Consider the following 18872-nt stretch of genomic DNA (forward strand, 5'->3'; position numbering starts at 1 on the left):
TTATATAGGTGGATCTGAAGTAACGTTAGTTAGAAGTTGTTGTTGTGGAACTTGTTGAAGATGTGCTTGTGTAATCTGCAAATGCATCTTTTAAATCACTATCTTTAATATCAATATTAGCAGCTTTTAATTCTTTTTTGAGTGCAGCTGTCATATTTTCTGTGGTTAATTGTGATTCAATATATGCGGCTTTTACATTTGCTTTTTCTTTATCGTAAGTACCTTTTTCTGTTTTCTTCACTAATTGAATCAAGTGGTATCCGTAGGTGGATTTCACAATGCCACTTACATCATCTTTATTTTCTAATGCGTAGGCTGCTTTTTCAAAGGTTTCGTCCATTTCACCAGGACCGAATGGATCTAAAAGACCACCATTTGTACTAGTTGCTGTATCTGTAGAATATTCTTTAGCTAAATCAGCGAATTTTTCACCGTTTTTTAATTTTGTTTGAATTTCTTTCGCGGTGGCTTCGTCGTCTACTAAAATATGGCGCACAGTAATATCTGGTTCCCATGTTTTGTAGTAGGTTTTTAGCTTGCTTTCACTTACATTCATGTTTGCTTCTGTTGCTTTTTGAACAAGTAAATTATACTCTAAATTTTCTTTGAAAGAAGTTTTTGTTAAATTATTAGAGGATAACGTTGATTCAAATGAGTCACCGTATTGTTCTTCATATTTCTTGTATTCTGCATTTACTTCTTTTTCTGTTACAGTGTATTTATCTTCTAAGATTTTTTTAAACGTTAGCTGTTGCACGACCTCATTTCCATACGTCGTTTTCATTGCCTCGTAAAGTTCATCTTGCGTGACGCTTCCTGCATCTGTTTTCACAACAGCACTACTTCCACAACCAGCGAGCAATAGTAATGTAGCTGCTATTACAGAAATCATCACTTTTTTTAAATTTGTCAAACTGTTCCTCTCCTTCGTCTTTCGGCTACTTCTTACTTTAACGATAAAAAGTGTCCAGAATAAGAAACAAATATGAAATAACTATGAACATTAAGCATAAAATAAAAAAGGCCCGAATTTCGGACCTTTTTGCTATTAAGAGGCTTGTAAACATTCTGGACATTCACCGTAAACCTCGAATTTATGACCGTCAATTTGGTAACCAGGTAAAGCTTCGGTTAAAAAATCCATTGGACACATCATAATTTCTTTTGTTTTCCCACATTTCATGCAAATAAAGTGATGATGATGGTGTTCATGCGTACAAGCTAAGCGGAAATTTCGTTCCCCAGAAAGATCTGTTTCTTCAAAAATACCTAATTCTACAAATAAAGAGAGATTACGATAAATTGTATCGAAACTTATTCCTGGGAAATCATCTTTCATATTTTCTAAGACATCTTTTGCTGTCAAATATTTATTTTTACGCGCTAGTAAGTTAATTAGAAATTCACGTTTATCTGTGTGTTTATAGCCTTTTTCCTTCATTTTCATGAGTGCTTCAGTTGCTGTAAGTCCCATTTTCCTCACCTCGTTTTGAAATTAAGATTTTTTGACGTATTTTTTGATATAAAATGGTGACGATTAAAAATAGCACGGATATAATAACGATGGCTCCACCCGGCGCTAGATTTAAGTAATAAGCGGTAAATAAACCACCGATAACGGTAATTTCACCAAATAAAATCGATAATAAAATGGTTTGTTTAAATCCTTTAGCGATACGAATAGCTGCTGCAACAGGTAGTGTCATTAAAGACGATACAAGTAAAATACCAACAATGCGCATAGAAGACGCTATTACAAGGGCAACTAATACCATAAAAATCACATCGAATACTTTGGCTTTTAGACCTGAAACTTTGGCATATTCTTCATCAAATGATAACAGAAATAGTTCTTTATATAAAGATAAAATAACGATAAACACAATAATCGCGGTAACGACAATCGTAATCATATCCGTGCGGCTAACAGCACTAACACTCCCAAATAAATAACTAAACAAATCTGTATTAAAGCCATTTGCTAAGGAAATAAAAATTACAGAGAAACCCATACCAGCCGACATAATAATCGGAATGGCTAGTTCCTCAAAATGCTTATAGACGGTACGAAGTTTTTCCATTAATAAAGATCCTACAACGGAAAAACCGAAGCCAAGATATAACGGATTAAGGGCAGCTAATGGCAAATAAGTTTTGCTTAAAAATAAACTAACGGCAATCCCGCCTAGCGTCACATGGCTCAGCGCATCTGCCATTAATGAAAGCTTTCTAACAACGATAAAACTTCCAAGTAACGGGGCTACAACACCTATCACAAGTCCTACTATAAATGTATTACGAATAAAATCATACTGGAGAAGCGTCGCAATCAAGGCAAGCATCCTCCCTTCTACGCTGTTCTGCTAATATTTCAAGTTCGCGGTCAGCCAAATAATGTTGATATTCATGTGCGGAACCATCGAAAATAATACGCTTATTAATACTAATAACATGATTGACATACGTATTCACTGCCATCAAATCATGCGTCACGAGCAAAAGTGTCATTGCTTCTGTTCGATTTAATTCGGCTAAAAGTTCATAAAAAGCTTTGACATTTTCAACATCGACCCCAACGGTTGGTTCATCTAAAATTAAAAGTTCTGGTCTGCTAACCAGTGCACGTGCAATAAAAACGCGTTGCTGTTGGCCGCCAGAGAGCTCACCGATGTTACGATGCAGATAATCTGTCATTTCTACTCGCTTCAAAGCGTAATCGATCGCTTCTTTATCTTTATTATTTAAGGTTTTAAATAAGCCTTTTTTCTTTGTTAATCCGCTTGCGACAACTTCTTTCACAGTGGCTGGGAATGCGGAGTTAAAGGCGTTCGATTTTTGAGAAACGAAGCCGATTTTGACCCAGTCTTTGAAATCTGCTTGTTTTTCTCCAAATAAGGAGATGCTTCCTTGTTGTTTTTTGAGTACACCAAGAATTAGTTTTAACATAGTTGATTTACCTGAACCATTTGGGCCAATTAAACCAGTAAAACTGCCTTTTGCCACTTGAAAATGAATGTTTTCTAAGGCATGTTCTTTATCATAATGATAGCTTACATTATTTACTTCTATGATTTTGTTCATTCATGTTTCTCCTTTGACGGCATTTGCTAGCCGCTTTTACTAGTATATAAAATAATAGAGAAAATGTAAATCGTAATTACTTCGAATTAAAAAATTAGACAAAAAAACCTGGAAAAGCTTGGAGCATTTCCAGGTTCGTATAATTATTTAGCAAATGTATCCGTTAAGACTGGAACAACTTGTTTTTTACGAGATACCACACCTTTTAATGGTGCTTGGTTTTCGACAAATTTAACACCATAGGCTTCTTCTACGACTGCTGTTTTTGAACCAATAGCGATTCCAACAGAGTCATTAGTTAGAATATTAGTGATGACGAATAGATATAAATCAAGGCCTTTATCCACAATGTTTTGTGTCATAAGTGCTTCCACTTCTGCGCGACGGCTAAGGACATCGTTTACATCCACTACATTGATTTGAGCAATTTCTACTTTGTTATCGTTCATGTTGAATTCTTTCGCATCAAGTAGCAGTTCAGCAACTGTTTTTTTGCTAACATCTGCTCCTGCTTTTAGCATTTCCATGCCGTACGATTGAATATCAACGTCTGCAATCTGTGCTAATTTTTGAGCAGCTACTTTGTCTTCTTCCGTGCACGTTGGCGATTGGAAAAGAAGTGTGTCTGAAATAATTGCGGAAAGCATTAGACCTGCAACTGTTTTACTTACTTCTACTTCATTTTCACGGAACATTTTTAGAAGAATTGTTGTTGTACATCCAACTGGTTCTGCACGATAATAAAGGGGGTCAGATGTTTCGAAATTTGCGATACGGTGATGGTCAACTACAGCTGTCACTGTTACATCGTCAATATCATCTACGCTTTGTTGGCGTTCATTATGGTCAACAAGAGCTACTTCCGAAACTTCATTTGCAACTGTTTGAACCAGGCGTGGAGCTGTTACTTGGAAATAATCAAGAACAAAAGCTGTTTCACTATTAAGCTCTCCTAAACGAACCGCTTCAATATCTGCTCCTTGTGCTTTTTTTAATTCTGCGTAACTAATGGCAGAACAAATCGTATCTGTATCTGGATTTTTATGACCGAATACAAGTGTTTTTGTCATTATTTTCGTCTCCTTCTTAACTGTTTTGGATTTTATTTAATAAATCTGGGTCAAATTCGCCGTTTCTAAGCATTGCGATTTCCCATTTATATGGCGCTTTTTTCGATGCCTTATCTTCACCTACATAAGGTGTTTCAAGGATTTTCGGAACATCTGCCAATTGCGGGTGATGTACAATATAATGAAGTGCGTCAAAGCCAATATGGCCAAAACCAATATTAGCATGGCGGTCTTTATGTGCGCCTCGCTCGTTCTTGCTATCATTGATATGTAATACTTTTAAGCGATCGATACCGATGATTTTATCGAATTCATTTAACACTCCGTCGAAATCATTCACAATATCATAGCCAGCATCGTGTGTATGACAAGTATCGAAAGTAACAGATAATAATTCATTATGAGTTACACCGTCAATAATTTGTGCTAGTTCTTCAAAAGTACGTCCACATTCAGAACCTTTTCCAGCCATTGTTTCTAAAGCGATTTGGACATCTTGATCGTGTATTAACGCTTCATTAAGCCCTTGGATAATTTGTTTAATTCCTTTGTCTGCTCCTTCGCCTACATGGGCTCCGGGATGAAGTACGATTTGTTTTGCACCAAGCGCACGCGTACGTTCGATTTCAGATTGTAAGAAATTAACGCCTAATTCAAATGTTTCTGGCTTAACTGAGTTACCAATATTGATAATATAAGGTGCATGGACAACGATATCAGCCATGTCGTGAGCTTTCATGTGTTCTAAGCCAGCTTCAATATTTAACTCTTCAATTGGCTTTCTACGCGTGTTTTGCGGAGCGCCAGTATAAATCATAAACGTATTTGAGCCGTAAGAAGCTGCTTCTTCACTTGCGCCAAGAAGCATTTTCTTACCACTCATTGATACATGAGAACCTAATCTTAGCATAAATTCATTCCTCACTTATCGTTTTTTCCGTCTTTCACGACGTTTGATTTCGTTCATTTTGTAGTTAATTTTCTTTTTATAGTTTGGTTTACCTTTTTGTTTTGCTTTTTTACGCATACCAATTTCACGTGGATCGGCTGTTTCACGTTTCGCTTCACGTTTGGCACGGCGGTTGCGGTCTTCAAGTGTAACAAATTCTTTATTTTTCCAGTCAACGTGCTTAAATTCAATCCCCATTTTTTCCAGTTGGTTTAAACGGTCTTCATCGGCTGGTTCAAATAGAGTAAGTGCGATACCAGAATGTCCAGCACGTCCAGTACGACCAGTACGGTGAATATAAAAATCTAAGTCATCCGGCAACTCATAGTTCACAACATGACTAATTCCTTGGATATCAATACCGCGGGCAGCTAAATCTGTCGCAACAACATATTGATAATCTAAGTTTTCGATTTGTTTCATTGTGCGTTTACGTTCACGTGGGTTTACGTCACCATGAATTTTGGCTACTTTTAAGCCACGTTCTATTAAACCGTTAGCAACTTCATCAGCAGTTGTTTTCGTATTAGTGAAAACAATCGCCAAATACGGTTGCGAACCAACTAATACATTTTTAAGTAAATCGAGTTTATTACGACTACGAGTGGCCATAATACGATGTTCCACTGTTTTTGAAGCAGCTACTTTTGGTTGAATGTGCTCATAACGTGGATTTTCCATATATTTACTTAAAAATGGTTTTAATTTTTGCGGAATTGTCGCGGAAAAAACAAGCATTTGTAAATTAGCTGGCATTTTTCCAGCGATATGGTCGACATCGTTTAAGAAGCCCATATCAAGCGTCATGTCAGCTTCATCAATAACGAGTGTTTTCGCCGTATGAACAAATAAGGCTTGTTCACGAATTAAGTCATTAATACGACCTGGTGTTCCGACAATAATTTGTGGTTGTTTTTTTAGTTTATCAATTGCACGTTGTTTATCCGTACCACCGATAACTAGTTGTACAGCGATTTCTTTTTCACTGTATTTAGTTACTTTGCGAATTTCATTATAAATTTGAGTAGCAAGCTCACGACTTGGTGCCGTAATAACCGCTTGTACTGCATCTTTTTCAGGATTCACATTGTTAATAATTGGCAAAATAAAAGTATGGGTTTTCCCTGTACCTGTTTGAGATTGGCCAATGATACTTTCCCCTTTTAAAATGCCTGGGATTAGCTTCTGTTGTACTTCTGTTGGCTCATAGAATCCTAATTTATCTATTGCAAGTCCAATAAAAGGTTGAAAGCCGAATTGGTCAAACCTTGATTTCTTCGTCATAAAATATTTCCACTCCGTTCTATACCTAGTAGCCATTATAGCACATAATTGGACATTCGTGCGCGCGATAAGACAACTTTGTCAAAACAAGCTAAGTCTATTATACTAAATAGAGAATCTAATACAGAAATGAGGATGTTTTCTAATGGAAATTATCAAAATATCCCCTCGTGGTTATTGCTACGGTGTCATTGATGCGATGGTGATTGCTAAAAATGCTTCGCTAGATCCAAATTTACCACGACCTATTCATATTTTAGGGATGATTGTCCATAATAAACATGTCGTAGATGCCTTTGAATCCATCGGAATCTTTACAGTAGACGGGGCTAATCGAGAAGAAATTTTAGATAAAATAACTACAGGAACGGTTATCTTTACTGCACACGGTGTATCTCCTTCTTTGAAAGCAAAGGCAGTAGCTAAAGGGTTAACGACGATTGACGCTACTTGCCCCGATGTGCTTCACACCTACAATTTGATTTTAGAAAAACAAGCAGCTGGCTACGAAATCATTTATATAGGAAAAAAAGGACATCCAGAACCAGAAGGCGCATACGGGACAGCACCGGATGTTGTGCATTTAGTGGAATCGAAAATAGATATTGATTCACTTGAACTATTTTCTGATAAAATTTTTGTTACAAACCAAACAACGTTGAGTAAATGGGATGTCGCTGATTTAATGGATTACATAAAGGAGAAATTCCCAACAGCTATTCAACATCAAGAGATCTGTATGGCCACGCAAGTAAGACAAGAAGCTGTTGCACTGCAAGCCAAAAATGCAGATGTCACAATTGTTGTAGGAGATCCTAGAAGTAATAACACAGCTCGCCTAGCTCAAGTTTCACTAGAGAAAGCTGGAACAAAAGCTTATCGTATTGCCGATATTTCGGAATTAGATATACAGTGGATTAAAGAAGCAAAAAAAGTTGCAGTAACAGCCGGAGCAAGTACACCAACACAACTTGTCCGTGAAGTACTCCTATTTTTGGAGCAATTTGATGCGAAGGATGAAACTACTTGGAAACGAGAACATAATCAAGATTTTGAGCGTATTCTTCCAAAAATGAAGAATACGAATATGGCTGAAAAAAGACGTCAGCGACTAGCTCATCTGAAAAATGGTGGGAAGTAAAAACCGAGTAACTCCTTTTATTTAAGGTAAGTTACTCGGTTTTTTATCAACAATATTGGAACGGATCTGTATTTACCTCTGAAACAATAAATTCTGCTTCATAATCCAAAATTTTCGCTTGTTCTTCCATCTTGCTTTTCAGATAACCCTTCATCACTTTTTCGATGTTATGGCCTGCGTCAATGGTTGGAAGATCAATAGCTAATAGGTCATGGCCTGTATGATAGTAAACATCACCTGTAATAAAAACATCTGCACCAGTGGCTTTTGCTTGATGAATAAATTTATTTCCATCGCCACCAATGATGGCTACTTTTTGAACAGTCGTCTTTAAATCGCCAATAAAACGAACATTATCTATAGCGAAAGCCGTTTTTAATTTATCAATAAAGGAAACCATGCCGAGTTTCTTAGGAAGCATACCGACACGTCCTAGACCCTCTTTATAGGTTTGCATTTCAAGCGTATATACATCAATCGCTGGTTCTTCATAGGGATGGGCAATTTTAACTGCTTTAGTGATAGTTTCAGTTAAATACTGCGGGAAAATCGCTTCTATTTTAACTTCAGGGATAGAGGTCAAAGTCTCTTTTTCACCGATAGTTGGATTGGCGTTTACTCCAGGTTTGAAAGAACCAATCCCGGTCGTATGGAACGTGCACTCTGTATATTCTGTCCCGATTTGTCCGGCACCATTATTTACAAGTGCCAAACGAACGCTTTCTAAGTCGTTTTCTGGTACGTACACAGCAATTTTACAATATGGCTCGGAGTAAGTCTCCTCAATCATCGTTGTATCTTGCAAATGGAGTAGATCTGCTAAAATATCGTTCACGCCTCCTTGAGCAATATCAAGGTTTGTATGTGCAGCAAATACAGTAATATCATGTTTGATTAATTTTTTTATCATTTTCCCTTGCTTAGTTGTCGTATCGATATGTTGCGTTGGTCGGTATAAGAACGGATGATGCGCGATAATTAGATCCACTTTTTTCTCAATAGCTTCATCCACAACTTCTTCTAATACATCTAAGGTAAACATGATTTTTCTTACTTTTCTCGATAAATCTCCTACTTGCAAACCAATAGGATCGCCTTCCATTGCGAGTTTTTTTGGTGCAATTTTTTCCATTATTGCGGTGTATTCATAGCCATTTGCAACTTTCATTTTAGCACATCCTCTACTAAAGCGATTTTATGTTCTAATTCACGAATTTTCGTCTGGTTTTCTACTGAAACAGGTTGATTGTTAGAAATGGTTTGAATAATACTTTGCCATGTATTCACTTCATGTCGCCATTTACTTTTAAAAATAGCATTTTGTTCTTGCAATAAACATGGACCAAAAAATATTTCTTGTTTTGTCCAAGTAATTGGTTTCTCAGAAGGTTCTAAGACGATAATTTCATAAATCTTATTATCTTCTCGTAAAATTGCTTCCGATGTAATAGACCAGTTGTTTAGCTCGGACCATTCTCTTAGTTGCCACGCTGCGATATTAGGTTGCAATATTAGTTTGGTTACACCGTTTAACTTGGTAGCACCTTCTTCTAAAATGGTTCGAATTAATGTGCCACCCATTCCGGCGATAACGATCGTATCAATAGCATCTTCTTTTTCTATTACTGCTAGACCATTTCCTTTTCTTACATCAATCTGTTCTGTTAGCCCGGATGAGCGAACTTGTTTTTGTGCAGATTGGAAAGGACCATCGACTACCTCGCCAGCAATTGCGAACGAAGCAGTACCGTTTTTAATGGCAAAACATGGTAAATAAGCATGATCACTTCCGATGTCTGCAATTCGTTCATTTGTGGTTATGTAAGAAGCCACTTTTTCGAGTCGCTTCGATAGTTGCTCTTCGTTCATTTGGTTCCCCACTTTCCTTATCATTAAAAAGACAGGAGAACGAGTTGTCCTCCTGCCCGGTTGTGCTTTATTCCAGGAAGTCTTTCAATTGTTTGCTGCGGCTTGGATGACGTAATTTACGTAAAGCTTTGGCTTCAATTTGACGAATACGTTCACGAGTTACCCCGAATACACGACCAACTTCTTCTAAAGTGCGCGTACGACCATCATCTAGACCGAAACGCAAGCGAAGTACGTTTTCTTCTCGGTCTGTTAATGTGTCAAGCACATCTTCTAGTTGTTCTTTTAATAATTCGTAAGCTGCGTGATCAGAAGGAGAAGTCGCGTCTTGGTCTTCGATAAAATCGCCAAGGTGAGAATCATCTTCTTCGCCAATTGGTGTTTCAAGAGAAACTGGCTCTTGTGCGATTTTTAGAATTTCCCGAACTTTTTCTGTTGGTAAGTCCATTTCTTCGCCGATTTCTTCCGGTGAAGGATCGCGGCCTAAATCTTGTAATAAGGAGCGTTGCACACGGATTAATTTATTAATTGTTTCAACCATATGAACAGGAATACGGATTGTTCTAGCTTGGTCCGCAATCGCACGGGTTATCGCTTGACGAATCCACCATGTTGCATAGGTACTGAATTTAAATCCTTTGTTAAAGTCGAATTTTTCAACGGCTTTCATTAGTCCCATGTTACCTTCTTGAATTAAATCAAGGAATAACATACCACGACCAACATAACGTTTGGCAATACTTACCACTAAACGAAGATTGGCTTCTGCAAGACGCCCTTTAGCTTCAATATCGCCAGCTTCAATACGTTTTGCTAAGGCAATTTCTTCATCTGCTGTAAGTAAGTCTACTCGACCAATTTCTTTTAGATACATGCGAACAGGATCATTAATTTTCACACCTGGGGGAACACTCATATCTGTTAAATCAAAGGACTCAGTTTCTTCTTTTACAAGTTCTGTTTCATCTGGATCTTCATCGTCTGCATCATCAGAAACTTCAATTCCTGCTTCACCAACATGTTCTAAATACTCATCCATTTGATCGGAATCTAAAGTGAATGGAGCTAATCTGGCAGCGATTTTCGCATAAGTTAAAATCCCCTTTTTCTTACCTTCTTCTATCAGGGCTTCTTTTACTTGCTCAACATTAAGTTCAGCAACTGGTTTTGTGTTTTGTGTTTTATCACTCATAACTGCCTGTATTCCTCCTTCCAAAATGCCGCTAACCTTATTAAAAGGCTTCTCTTAGGTAATAATACCATCATTTAGCGGTTTTAAAACGTTATTCATCCAATTGGCCGCTGTTTAGCTGACGGTTGAGTTGGACAACTTCAAGCATGACACGAATTTCATTTTCTTTGTCGTTTTCACGACTAAAAGCCGCTAATTCTTGCTCAAGTTCTTTTTTCTTTTGTTCTAATTTATATCGTTTTAGACTTCTAATGTAGTCTTCAAACTGGGCTTTCCCTTGTTCGTCTGGACTAATAACCATTTCGAGGCTACTGATAAGTCCTTTCATTGTAGCGTCAGGAACACTATCCATAAATTTTGTTGGATCCGCATCATTACCTTCTGCAAAGTAACCAATTAGATAGGTATAAAGTGCTTTGTAATTATCATGGTAAAACGTAGTGTCGCCAAGAAGTTGCTTAATTAAAAGAAAATTATCTCGGCTCTCCATCATTGCTTTCATGAGTTGTTGCTCTGAGGTTGTATGGGCAGATAATTTTTGAGTTGGTTGCTCGAAAGAAAACAGCATTTCTGCATCTTCTTGAGGCATCATTCCCATAAAAGAATCATCTATTGGTGGTTCATCATAACTAGCCATTTGTCGTGATTTCTGACTATTTTTTAGTGATTGTTGTAGCTGTTGTTTTAATGTTTCTATCGTTAATTCAAATTCATCTGCTAGTTGTTTTAAATACAATTCGCGTTCGACGGCTTGATCTAGTTTCGCAATTTCGCGTAAACAATCATCAATATAACCAATTTGGTCTGTTTCATTCTGCAAATTGCGTTCTTTACGCAAATAGTGAATTTTGAAAGCAGTCCAAGTCATTCGTTGCTGCTTATAGATTTCTTTGAATTTTTCTGCACCACTTACTCGAATAAAATCATCCGGATCTTTTCCTGCTGGCAGTTGCAAAACAAAAACATCTAAACGATTCCGTTCAACTAGAAGTGTGCCAGCTTTATAGGCTGCTTCAATTCCTGCACGGTCACCGTCATAACAGATAATAGCTCGATTCGTAAGCCGTTTGATTAAATCTGCATGTTCTTCTGTTAAGCTTGTCCCCATCGAAGCCACTGCGTTTTGAACACCGGCTTCTTCTGCAGAAATAACATCCATAAATCCTTCCATGAGCGTAATTTCTTCTTGTTTCCTAATAGCCTGTCTTGCTTCTGAAAAATGAAATAAGGTGCGTCTCTTATTGAAAACAGGGGTTTCAGGACTATTTAAATACTTAGGACCATCGTCGCGATCAAATAACCGACCAGAAAAGGCAATAATTTGTCCACGATCATTTGTAATCGGAAACATGATTCGATTACGAAAACGATCCACCATTTTCCCGTCATCACGTTCTGATAAAAGTCCAGCCATGCCAGCCAATTGTAAATCCATGCCACGTTTTTCTAGAAAAGAAGTGATTGTTGCATGATGATTTGGCGCAAAACCAATTTGAAAAGTGGTCATCATCTGTTCAGACATACCGCGCTCTTTCAAATAAGTTAATGCTGCTGCACCTTCTTCTGTTTCCATCAGAATATAATGATAAAGCTTGGCAGTAAGTTGGTGCATTTCTACCATTTTTGCTGTTTCAGAAGTTTCTTTTGGTAAACTGCTTGTATCTCGTTCTTCAGGGAGTTCAATGGCCACATCTAAATGACTCATATCCGCCACTTTTTTTACCGATTCAACAAAAGACAGTCCATCATGTTCCATTAGAAAAGAAAAAACATTTCCGCCCTTGCCACAGCCAAAACAGTGAAAAATCTGTTTTTCTGGTGATACGGAAAAGGATGGCGTTTTTTCACCGTGAAATGGACATAAGCCAGAATAATTACGTCCTTGTTTTTTTAACTGAACATAATTACCGATAATATCGACTATATCCGCTTGATTCCGGACTTGATCAATTACTTCTTCAGGAATCCGCGCCATTTTGACAGTCAACTCCTATTTACTTATTTTGCAAAAATGTCGTCAATCGGTCTTTAAAAAGAGAACGATCTTGCTCGCTCATTGCTTTTGGACCTTTGCTATATTTGCCTTGTTGTCTTTCCTTGGCATGTCTATAGCGAATATCTAACATTAATGACATTTCTTCTTCTCGGTAAAGTTCGCCGCGATTAGAAAAGACAAACGTGCCCTTTGCAAGTAGAATACTAGCTAGACCAATATCTTGCGTTACGATAATATCGCCTTTTTTTGCTAGATTCATCATTCGCATGTCCGCTGATTCTTTTCCCGTGTCAACAAAAATCCAATTCTCTCCACCTGTATTGACAGAGTAATGGTTAAACGAGGCGACAAAAGTAACTTCTAATTGAAATTCTTCTGCCACTTGTTTTATTTCTGCTTTGACTGGGCAAGCATCTGCATCTACCAAAATTTGTGGCACACATTCCATCCTCTCTTCAAAATCTATGAAGGCATGTTAAAAAACGAGTTTTTCCACCCGTTTTTAAAATAATATGCATAGATTTAGCTTTTTTGTAAGCGAAATTAGATTATACGGGAAGATACGCACTTTTACAAGCAGATTTTCCCGTATAATATATATATTCGCCACAAAAACTAAAAGTCCTTCTTATAATTCTAAATTTTCATCAACAATTTCACCAATATGGATTAAAATCTCATTTGCAGTCTCTTCAATGGCCTTATTTGTCACATCTAAGACGAAACAATTAAGTTTGCTCGCTAGTTTATTAAAAATCGCTAGTTCCTCATCAATGCGTTGATTACTAGCATACGTACCGGCACCCGGAAGTCCAATAGAAATTAATCGTTCTTGTCTGATTTTCGTCAATTTTTGTTTGCTGATTTTCAGACCAATAATTTTTTTCGGATCAATTTCAAAAAGTTCATCTGGAATTTGTGCCTCTGGAACGATTGGAATATTAACGATTTTCAACCCTTTTAGAGCTAAATACTGAGATAATGGGGTTTTCGATGTTCTAGAAATACCAATCAATACATAATCAGCTTGCAAAATACCTCTAGGATTACGACCATCATCATTTTCAACGGCAAATTCAATTGCTGCTACTTTATTGAAGTACGCTTCATCCATCGAACGAACGCGCCCTGGTTCAGAAAGTGGCTTGATTTTATACGTTTCCTCTAACTGGTTTAAAAGCGGGCCAAATAAGTCAATAATTGGCACACCGAAAGCTTGAGCTGTTTTATTTAGCTCTTCCCGAACGCTTTCTAGTACAATCGTATGTACGATAATACCATTATTCACGGCCACTAAGTCGACAATTTCTTCAATCATATGAGAAGAATCGACGTGGTGAAAACGATGGATAAATTTCGGTGTCTGACCAAATTGACTAAGTGCCGCTCTTGTCACAAGTTCGGCCGTTTCTCCTGTTGAATCGGAAACCACATATACGGCTGGTTGAGTCATACATACTTCCTCCTCTTTGCTCCAATTCTTCCTTTTATTTTACATTAATTTCATCCATTTGAGCAAATTCTTTAATGAAGCTTGCAAGTTCGAATAATAGTGCTAGACGGTTGTTTTTCAACTTATCATTATCACTCATAACAAGCGTATTATCAAAATAAGCATCAATTGTTGTACGTAAATCTGCAAAAGCTTTTAGGCGTTCAATAATAGTTAAACCTGCATAATCAAGTTTTAGTTTTTCTAATTTATCAAAGAGTGCTTGTTCGTATTCATTTTCAAATAATGCTGGATCAACTTCCACGCCATCTTCATATTTTTTAGCAATTTTTACGACACGACTAAGCGCTTCAATTGTTGGACGGAACCATTCAGCCTCTACATGCTCATTTAAAATTTGTGCGCGGTCGATAAGTTGTGGAATCACATTAGGATCTCCGCCGATAACAGCATCAATAATATCATGGCGAATATGGTGACCTTGTAGAATAACCCGTAGGCGGTTTTTCAAGAACGTTTGTACTTCTTTCTTAACATCTGCTCCAGGTAATTCAGTAGATCCTTCCGCGCGTTCCATATCAACAATACGGGAAATAACCTCTAGCATTGGGATATCCCAACCGTTTGCTTGAATAATGCGCATCGCTCCAAAAGCACTACGGCGCAAACCAAATGGGTCAGCAGAACCTGTTGGAACAATGTTCACACAGAAAAATCCGATAAGCGTTTCTAATTTATCTGCAATCGCAATTAAGGAACCTAAATCAGTTTGTGGTAATTCGCCTTCCGCTGAGTTCGGTAAATAATGCTCGCGAATAGCAGTTGCAATTGCGGGTTTTTCGCCTTGTAACAGTGCATATTTTTCACCCATTAAACCTTGTAGCTCAGGGAATTCACCAACAATATTTGTTACTAAATCAAATTTATAAATATTCGTTAACCGAATAATATCTTGTTTATCTTCTTCTTGCCAATCTAAATAATCAGCAAGCATTAGCGCTACTTTTTGAACGCGTTTCATTTTTTCTGTTAATGTACCTAATTTTTCGTGGAAAACAATATTTTGAAGTTTAGCAACTGCTTCGTCAATCGTCATTTTTAAATCTTCTTGATAGAAGAAATCAGCATCTGATAAACGAGCGCGCAACACTTTTTCATTTCCACGAGCGACTGTGTCAAGATTTTCATGGTTTCCATTACGTACAGTAACAAAATGAGGTAATAGTTCACCTGCTTGGCTAAATACTGGGAAGTAACGTTGATGTTCTTTCATCGTAGTAATCAACACTTCTTCTGGTAGTTCTAAATATTCTTTCTCGAAATTACCAGATAAAACGGTTGGATATTCGACTAGATTTGTAACTTCTTCTAGTAAGTCATCATCTTCTTTAATTTGCCAATTTTCCATGGATTCTAGTTCACGTAATTGTTCTACGATAGCTTGTTTACGTTCTTCGGCATTCACAACTACAAATTGTTCTAATAACGCATTCGGATAGTCGCTAGGTTGTTTAATTGTGGCTGACTTACCTAAGAAACGGTGACCACGCGATGTGTTACTTGTTGATACTCCAGTAATCTCAAATGGAATGATTTCTTCGCCAAACATAGCAATAAGCCATTTGATTGGGCGAATATATCTTAAATCATTGCTACCCCAGTGCATACTTACTGGGAAAGTCATACTAGTTACTACTTTTTCTAAACTTGGAAGTAATTTGCTTGTTTTTTCACCGATTACTTCTTTTTTAATGTAAATATATTCCACGCCTTTAATATCACGGAAAGTAAGATCAGCAGGGTCGACTTTTTGGCTTTTAGCAAAACCTAATGCCGCTTTTGACCAATTGCCTTCATCGTCTAAAGCAATTTTTTTCGCTGGACCTTTTGCTTCTTCTACACGATTTGCTTGTTCTTCTGCCATTTCCTCTACAAGAACAGTTAAGCGTCTTGGTGTTGAATAGGTTTTAATTTCGCCAAACTCGATTTTATTTTCAGTTAGCCAGTCCGTTACACGTTTTTCTAGTTGTAAAACAGAACTAGTAACATATTGTGCGGGCATTTCTTCTAAACCAATTTCTAATAAAAAGTCTTTACTCATGACGTTTTCCTCCCTCTTCTTTGAGTAATGGGAAGCCCAATTTTTCTCGTGATTCATAAAATGTTTTCGCGATGCGTCTTGCTAAGTTTCTAATTCGACCGATATACTGCGCACGTTCGGTAACCGAAACAACCCCGCGAGCATCTAAAAGGTTAAACGTATGCGAACATTTCAATACGTAATCATATGCTGGGAAAACAAGTCCATCTTGCATTTGGCGAGTGGCTTCTCTTTCATATGTGTCAAAAAGAGTTAAAAGCATATCTGTATTCGAAGTCTCAAACGCATATGTCGAGTTTTCGAATTCTGCTTGGAAGAAAATATCGCGGTAACTAATACCTTCTGTCCATTCTAGATCAAATACATTTTCTTTATCTTGAATATAACTTGCTAAACGCTCTACACCGTATGTGATTTCGGAAGTAACAGGGAAACATTCCAGTCCACCTACTTGTTGGAAATAAGTGAATTGTGTGATTTCCATTCCATCTAACCATACTTCCCAACCAAGACCCGCGCAACCAAGCGAAGGATTCTCCCAGTTATCCTCTACAAAACGGATATCATGTTCTAGTGGGTTGATGCCTAATTTTTCTAAAGATCCTAAATAAAGCTCTTGAATATTGTCAGGAGAAGGCTTCATCACTACTTGGAATTGGTGATGTTGGAATAATCTGTTTGGATTTTCACCGTAACGACCATCAGCAGGACGACGCGATGGCTCAACGTAACCCGCTTTCCACGGTTCCGGACCAATTGCTTTTAAGAAAGTATACGGGCTCATTGTACCTGCACCTTTTTCCACGTCATACGATTGCAACATAATACAACCTTGCTCGGACCAATAATCTTGTAATGTTCTAATCATTGTTTGTAAATTCATTGCTTCCACCTCCAAAAATAATTCAGCCAATATAAAAACTCTCGTCTCTATATGCTGATTTAAAGCATATAGGGACGAGAGTTAGCTCGCGGTTCCACCCTATTTGGAATTAAACAATTCCCACCTTGATTTCGCTGTACTCCAGAATGCCTTCACAAAAAGTTAAATATTCGGCTCCCACCAAACCCGAACTCGCTAAAAATAGAGCTTTTTGTTACTATTTTCCTTCAACGCACCTATTAGTTGATATATTAAAAGATACTGTATTTTTACTAAAAAGTCAATCGTCGCTATCTTTTTTTAACATATTTTCCCATTTGTCCATTTCTCGTATAAATTTCCTACTTTTTAAATACAAACCAGAATATTCATCGTAGTAAGTATCAATTGCTTTTTGAAGCCAGTCTTTTGTTTCTTGCTTCACATCAATGTTGCCAAGCCTATCCAATTGAAAAATGAAAAACAGGCGTAAAAGTTTTACGACATTTTCCGGCAAATGCATTCTGTACCGATCTTTCTCAAAACAGCGATGACAAATAATACCATTACTGCTTGTCGAAAAATCAAAATGTCCGGTTGTTTCGCCGCAAATGGCGCATTTATCCATCGTTGGATAAAGACCAAGCACAGGTAACATTTTCATTTCATATATTTGAGTAAGGATTTGCGGATCATATCCCTCATCGATATCTCGCAAAACTTGAAAAGTTAATTCGTATAGATATGGATTCGGTTGACGTTCTTCTGTGGCTTTATCCAACAATTCGCAAACATAGGTCGCATAAGCAGTCATAAAAATATCCTGCTGAATAGAGGAGAATGTTTCTATTACTTCTCCTTGTTGAAGTGTGCCGAGTCCATTACCGCCGAAGAAAGTAAAATAGCCATTCGTAAATAGTTGTGTTACTGCAGCCAATCTACTTTTCGTTTTTTTTGCCCCGCGAGCTACCACACCAATTTTTCCGAATTCACGTGTATACATTCGAACAATTTTATCTGATTCACGGTAACTCGTTTGTCGTATCACGATTCCTTCGCATTTCTCCATGTGGCACTCCTCCCTTTTTTACATGTCTTATTATAACATTTTCTTAATGATTATGTCTTTTTATATTTTTGGCTATCTTTCCTTGCGTCGCTATTGTAAAATAGAGAAAAAGGTAAGTCAGAAAGGATTTTTTTACTATGGATATGTTACTTATATTACTAACAAGCTTATTTACACTCACATTCATAGGTGTTATTGTGGGAATTATTTTTCTTATTGTAAGAAAAGAGAAATGGGTAGGGATTATTGTTGCTGGATTATCAATGGGAATTGGTTTTTTAGTATTAATAATTGGGCTCAATGTAACAACAATTAAATTGTTTGAAGGAATGAATAATCCCTTCTCTAGTTATAACTATGAAGCAGATTATAATTATAAAACAAGTGATGATTATGATGACGAGTATGACGAAAATTATTATGATGATTACACGGATGTACACTACGGAGAACCTGTTGAGATAGAAAATGATAGTACGGTTACCATTTATAAACCTGAGCTTTCCCAAAAGAAGGAAGGCTATGACATTTATAAAGTGAAAGTAAAGTATGTCAATACTAGCTCTGACTCAATCACATTCTACTCCGAAGATGTTTCGCTTTATGATAGTGCGGATGATGATTATGGTCGACAAATTATCAATGATGCTTTCTCAGGAGAGATTCAACCCGGTGAAACAAAAGAATTAACACTTTACTATGAAGTGTATAACCTGGGACCATATGATGTAGAGTACGACAACTATAACTGGACTACAATAGAAGAATAAGTAAAAGCATCTGACGCGCAATCGAAATTGTGCGT

The 18872-nt window shown here is 37.2% G+C and carries 18 protein-coding genes and 1 other annotated feature; of the genes, 2 read left to right on the plus strand and 16 right to left on the minus strand.

Annotated features, from left to right (window positions below):
• Positions 1 to 25 precede the first annotated feature (25 nt).
• From prsA1 to cshB, 7 genes are all read right to left on the minus strand, one after another.
• On the minus strand, positions 26 to 913 hold the full coding sequence (gene prsA1 / locus HRK21_RS12925) for a post-translocation chaperone PrsA1 (protein WP_003738945.1): 888 nt from the start codon (positions 911 to 913) through the stop codon (positions 26 to 28).
• A gap of 135 nt (positions 914 to 1048) precedes the next feature.
• Positions 1049 to 1474, minus strand: a complete 426-nt coding sequence (zurR, locus tag HRK21_RS12930; RefSeq protein WP_003721950.1) for a transcriptional regulator ZurR — start codon at positions 1472 to 1474, stop codon at positions 1049 to 1051.
• Positions 1455 to 2333 (minus strand): zinc ABC transporter permease ZurM, encoded by an 879-nt coding sequence (gene zurM / locus HRK21_RS12935; protein WP_070006678.1) that lies wholly within the window; start codon positions 2331 to 2333, stop codon positions 1455 to 1457. Before zurM ends, zurR begins: the two co-directional genes overlap by 20 nt.
• Positions 2308 to 3081, minus strand: a complete 774-nt coding sequence (zurA, locus tag HRK21_RS12940) for a zinc ABC transporter ATP-binding protein ZurA (RefSeq protein ID WP_003738947.1) — start codon at positions 3079 to 3081, stop codon at positions 2308 to 2310. The genes zurM and zurA overlap by 26 nt, the downstream gene beginning before the upstream one ends.
• Positions 3082 to 3224: 143 nt before the next feature.
• Complete coding sequence (locus tag HRK21_RS12945; protein WP_070006679.1) at positions 3225 to 4151, minus strand: manganese-dependent inorganic pyrophosphatase; 927 nt, start codon at positions 4149 to 4151, stop codon at positions 3225 to 3227.
• A gap of 16 nt (positions 4152 to 4167) precedes the next feature.
• On the minus strand, positions 4168 to 5061 hold the full coding sequence (locus tag HRK21_RS12950; protein WP_031695220.1) for a deoxyribonuclease IV: 894 nt from the start codon (positions 5059 to 5061) through the stop codon (positions 4168 to 4170).
• Between the two features lie 15 nt (positions 5062 to 5076).
• Complete coding sequence (gene cshB, locus HRK21_RS12955) at positions 5077 to 6384, minus strand: DEAD-box ATP-dependent RNA helicase CshB (protein WP_003721956.1); 1308 nt, start codon at positions 6382 to 6384, stop codon at positions 5077 to 5079.
• A gap of 145 nt (positions 6385 to 6529) precedes the next feature.
• On the opposite strand from cshB, the gene HRK21_RS12960 reads away from it, so the two are divergent.
• Entirely contained in the window at positions 6530 to 7525 is a 996-nt protein-coding gene (locus HRK21_RS12960; RefSeq protein WP_003738949.1) for a 4-hydroxy-3-methylbut-2-enyl diphosphate reductase, read from the plus strand.
• Between the two features lie 46 nt (positions 7526 to 7571).
• Here the strand turns inward: HRK21_RS12960 and HRK21_RS12965 are convergent, their stop codons facing one another.
• The 9 genes from HRK21_RS12965 to recO all read right to left on the minus strand — a co-directional run bounded on the left by HRK21_RS12965 (position 7572) and on the right by recO (position 18067).
• Positions 7572 to 8693 (minus strand): Nif3-like dinuclear metal center hexameric protein, encoded by a 1122-nt coding sequence (locus tag HRK21_RS12965; RefSeq protein WP_069888803.1) that lies wholly within the window; start codon positions 8691 to 8693, stop codon positions 7572 to 7574.
• The gene (locus HRK21_RS12970; protein ID WP_069888889.1) at positions 8690 to 9394 is read right to left on the minus strand and encodes a tRNA (adenine(22)-N(1))-methyltransferase; all 705 of its coding nucleotides are present in this window, start codon (positions 9392 to 9394) and stop codon (positions 8690 to 8692) included. Before HRK21_RS12970 ends, HRK21_RS12965 begins: the two co-directional genes overlap by 4 nt.
• Positions 9395 to 9461: 67 nt before the next feature.
• Positions 9462 to 10586 (minus strand): RNA polymerase sigma factor RpoD, encoded by a 1125-nt coding sequence (gene rpoD, locus HRK21_RS12975; RefSeq protein ID WP_003730430.1) that lies wholly within the window; start codon positions 10584 to 10586, stop codon positions 9462 to 9464.
• A gap of 91 nt (positions 10587 to 10677) precedes the next feature.
• Positions 10678 to 12561 carry a DNA primase gene (gene dnaG / locus HRK21_RS12980; protein WP_069888802.1) on the minus strand — a complete coding sequence of 628 codons (1884 nt, stop codon included), beginning with the start codon at positions 12559 to 12561 and terminating at the stop codon, positions 10678 to 10680.
• Positions 12562 to 12580: 19 nt separating this feature from the next.
• A complete protein-coding gene (locus HRK21_RS12985) occupies positions 12581 to 13021 on the minus strand; it encodes a YaiI/YqxD family protein (RefSeq protein WP_069888801.1) in 441 nt (146 codons plus the stop codon).
• 189 nt (positions 13022 to 13210) lie between these two features.
• Positions 13211 to 14035, minus strand: a complete 825-nt coding sequence (locus HRK21_RS12990) for a pyruvate, water dikinase regulatory protein (RefSeq protein WP_003721963.1) — start codon at positions 14033 to 14035, stop codon at positions 13211 to 13213.
• A 34-nt stretch (positions 14036 to 14069) separates the two neighbouring features.
• Positions 14070 to 16136: a glycine--tRNA ligase subunit beta gene (gene glyS, locus HRK21_RS12995; protein WP_070006680.1), complete on the minus strand. Its 2067-nt coding sequence runs from the start codon at positions 16134 to 16136 to the stop codon at positions 14070 to 14072.
• Positions 16129 to 17019, minus strand: coding sequence for a glycine--tRNA ligase subunit alpha (gene glyQ / locus HRK21_RS13000; protein ID WP_003721965.1), 891 nt, complete (start codon positions 17017 to 17019; stop codon positions 16129 to 16131). Before glyQ ends, glyS begins: the two co-directional genes overlap by 8 nt.
• 67 nt (positions 17020 to 17086) lie before the next feature.
• Positions 17087 to 17259, minus strand: a binding site (T-box leader).
• 40 nt (positions 17260 to 17299) lie between these two features.
• Positions 17300 to 18067 carry a DNA repair protein RecO gene (recO, locus tag HRK21_RS13005; RefSeq protein ID WP_069888799.1) on the minus strand — a complete coding sequence of 256 codons (768 nt, stop codon included), beginning with the start codon at positions 18065 to 18067 and terminating at the stop codon, positions 17300 to 17302.
• A gap of 137 nt (positions 18068 to 18204) precedes the next feature.
• Here recO and HRK21_RS13010 point away from each other — a divergent pair, with 137 nt between their 5' ends.
• On the plus strand, positions 18205 to 18837 hold the full coding sequence (locus tag HRK21_RS13010; protein ID WP_070006681.1) for a DUF4352 domain-containing protein: 633 nt from the start codon (positions 18205 to 18207) through the stop codon (positions 18835 to 18837).
• Positions 18838 to 18872 lie beyond the last annotated feature (35 nt).

Source organism: Listeria monocytogenes (assembly GCF_013282665.1).
GTDB classification, from domain to species: domain Bacteria; phylum Bacillota; class Bacilli; order Lactobacillales; family Listeriaceae; genus Listeria; species Listeria monocytogenes_C.

What these genes read in the sequence shown, in the direction of transcription:
- zurR (WP_003721950.1), bottom strand. Translation starts at nt 1,474, where the DNA reads ATGGGACTTACAGCAACTGAAGCACTCATGAAAATGAAGGAAAAAGGC.
- HRK21_RS12945 (WP_070006679.1), bottom strand. Translation starts at nt 4,151, where the DNA reads ATGACAAAAACACTTGTATTCGGTCATAAAAATCCAGATACAGATACG.
- zurA (WP_003738947.1), bottom strand. Translation starts at nt 3,081, where the DNA reads ATGAACAAAATCATAGAAGTAAATAATGTAAGCTATCATTATGATAAA.
- cshB (WP_003721956.1), bottom strand. Translation starts at nt 6,384, where the DNA reads ATGACGAAGAAATCAAGGTTTGACCAATTCGGCTTTCAACCTTTTATT.
- dnaG (WP_069888802.1), bottom strand. Translation starts at nt 12,561, where the DNA reads ATGGCGCGGATTCCTGAAGAAGTAATTGATCAAGTCCGGAATCAAGCG.
- HRK21_RS12965 (WP_069888803.1), bottom strand. Translation starts at nt 8,693, where the DNA reads ATGAAAGTTGCAAATGGCTATGAATACACCGCAATAATGGAAAAAATT.
- HRK21_RS12970 (WP_069888889.1), bottom strand. Translation starts at nt 9,394, where the DNA reads ATGAACGAAGAGCAACTATCGAAGCGACTCGAAAAAGTGGCTTCTTAC.
- HRK21_RS12990 (WP_003721963.1), bottom strand. Translation starts at nt 14,035, where the DNA reads ATGACTCAACCAGCCGTATATGTGGTTTCCGATTCAACAGGAGAAACG.
- HRK21_RS12950 (WP_031695220.1), bottom strand. Translation starts at nt 5,061, where the DNA reads ATGCTAAGATTAGGTTCTCATGTATCAATGAGTGGTAAGAAAATGCTT.
- HRK21_RS13010 (WP_070006681.1), top strand. Translation starts at nt 18,205, where the DNA reads ATGGATATGTTACTTATATTACTAACAAGCTTATTTACACTCACATTC.
- glyQ (WP_003721965.1), bottom strand. Translation starts at nt 17,019, where the DNA reads ATGAATTTACAAACAATGATTAGAACATTACAAGATTATTGGTCCGAG.
- rpoD (WP_003730430.1), bottom strand. Translation starts at nt 10,586, where the DNA reads ATGAGTGATAAAACACAAAACACAAAACCAGTTGCTGAACTTAATGTT.
- glyS (WP_070006680.1), bottom strand. Translation starts at nt 16,136, where the DNA reads ATGAGTAAAGACTTTTTATTAGAAATTGGTTTAGAAGAAATGCCCGCA.
- HRK21_RS12960 (WP_003738949.1), top strand. Translation starts at nt 6,530, where the DNA reads ATGGAAATTATCAAAATATCCCCTCGTGGTTATTGCTACGGTGTCATT.
- recO (WP_069888799.1), bottom strand. Translation starts at nt 18,067, where the DNA reads ATGGAGAAATGCGAAGGAATCGTGATACGACAAACGAGTTACCGTGAA.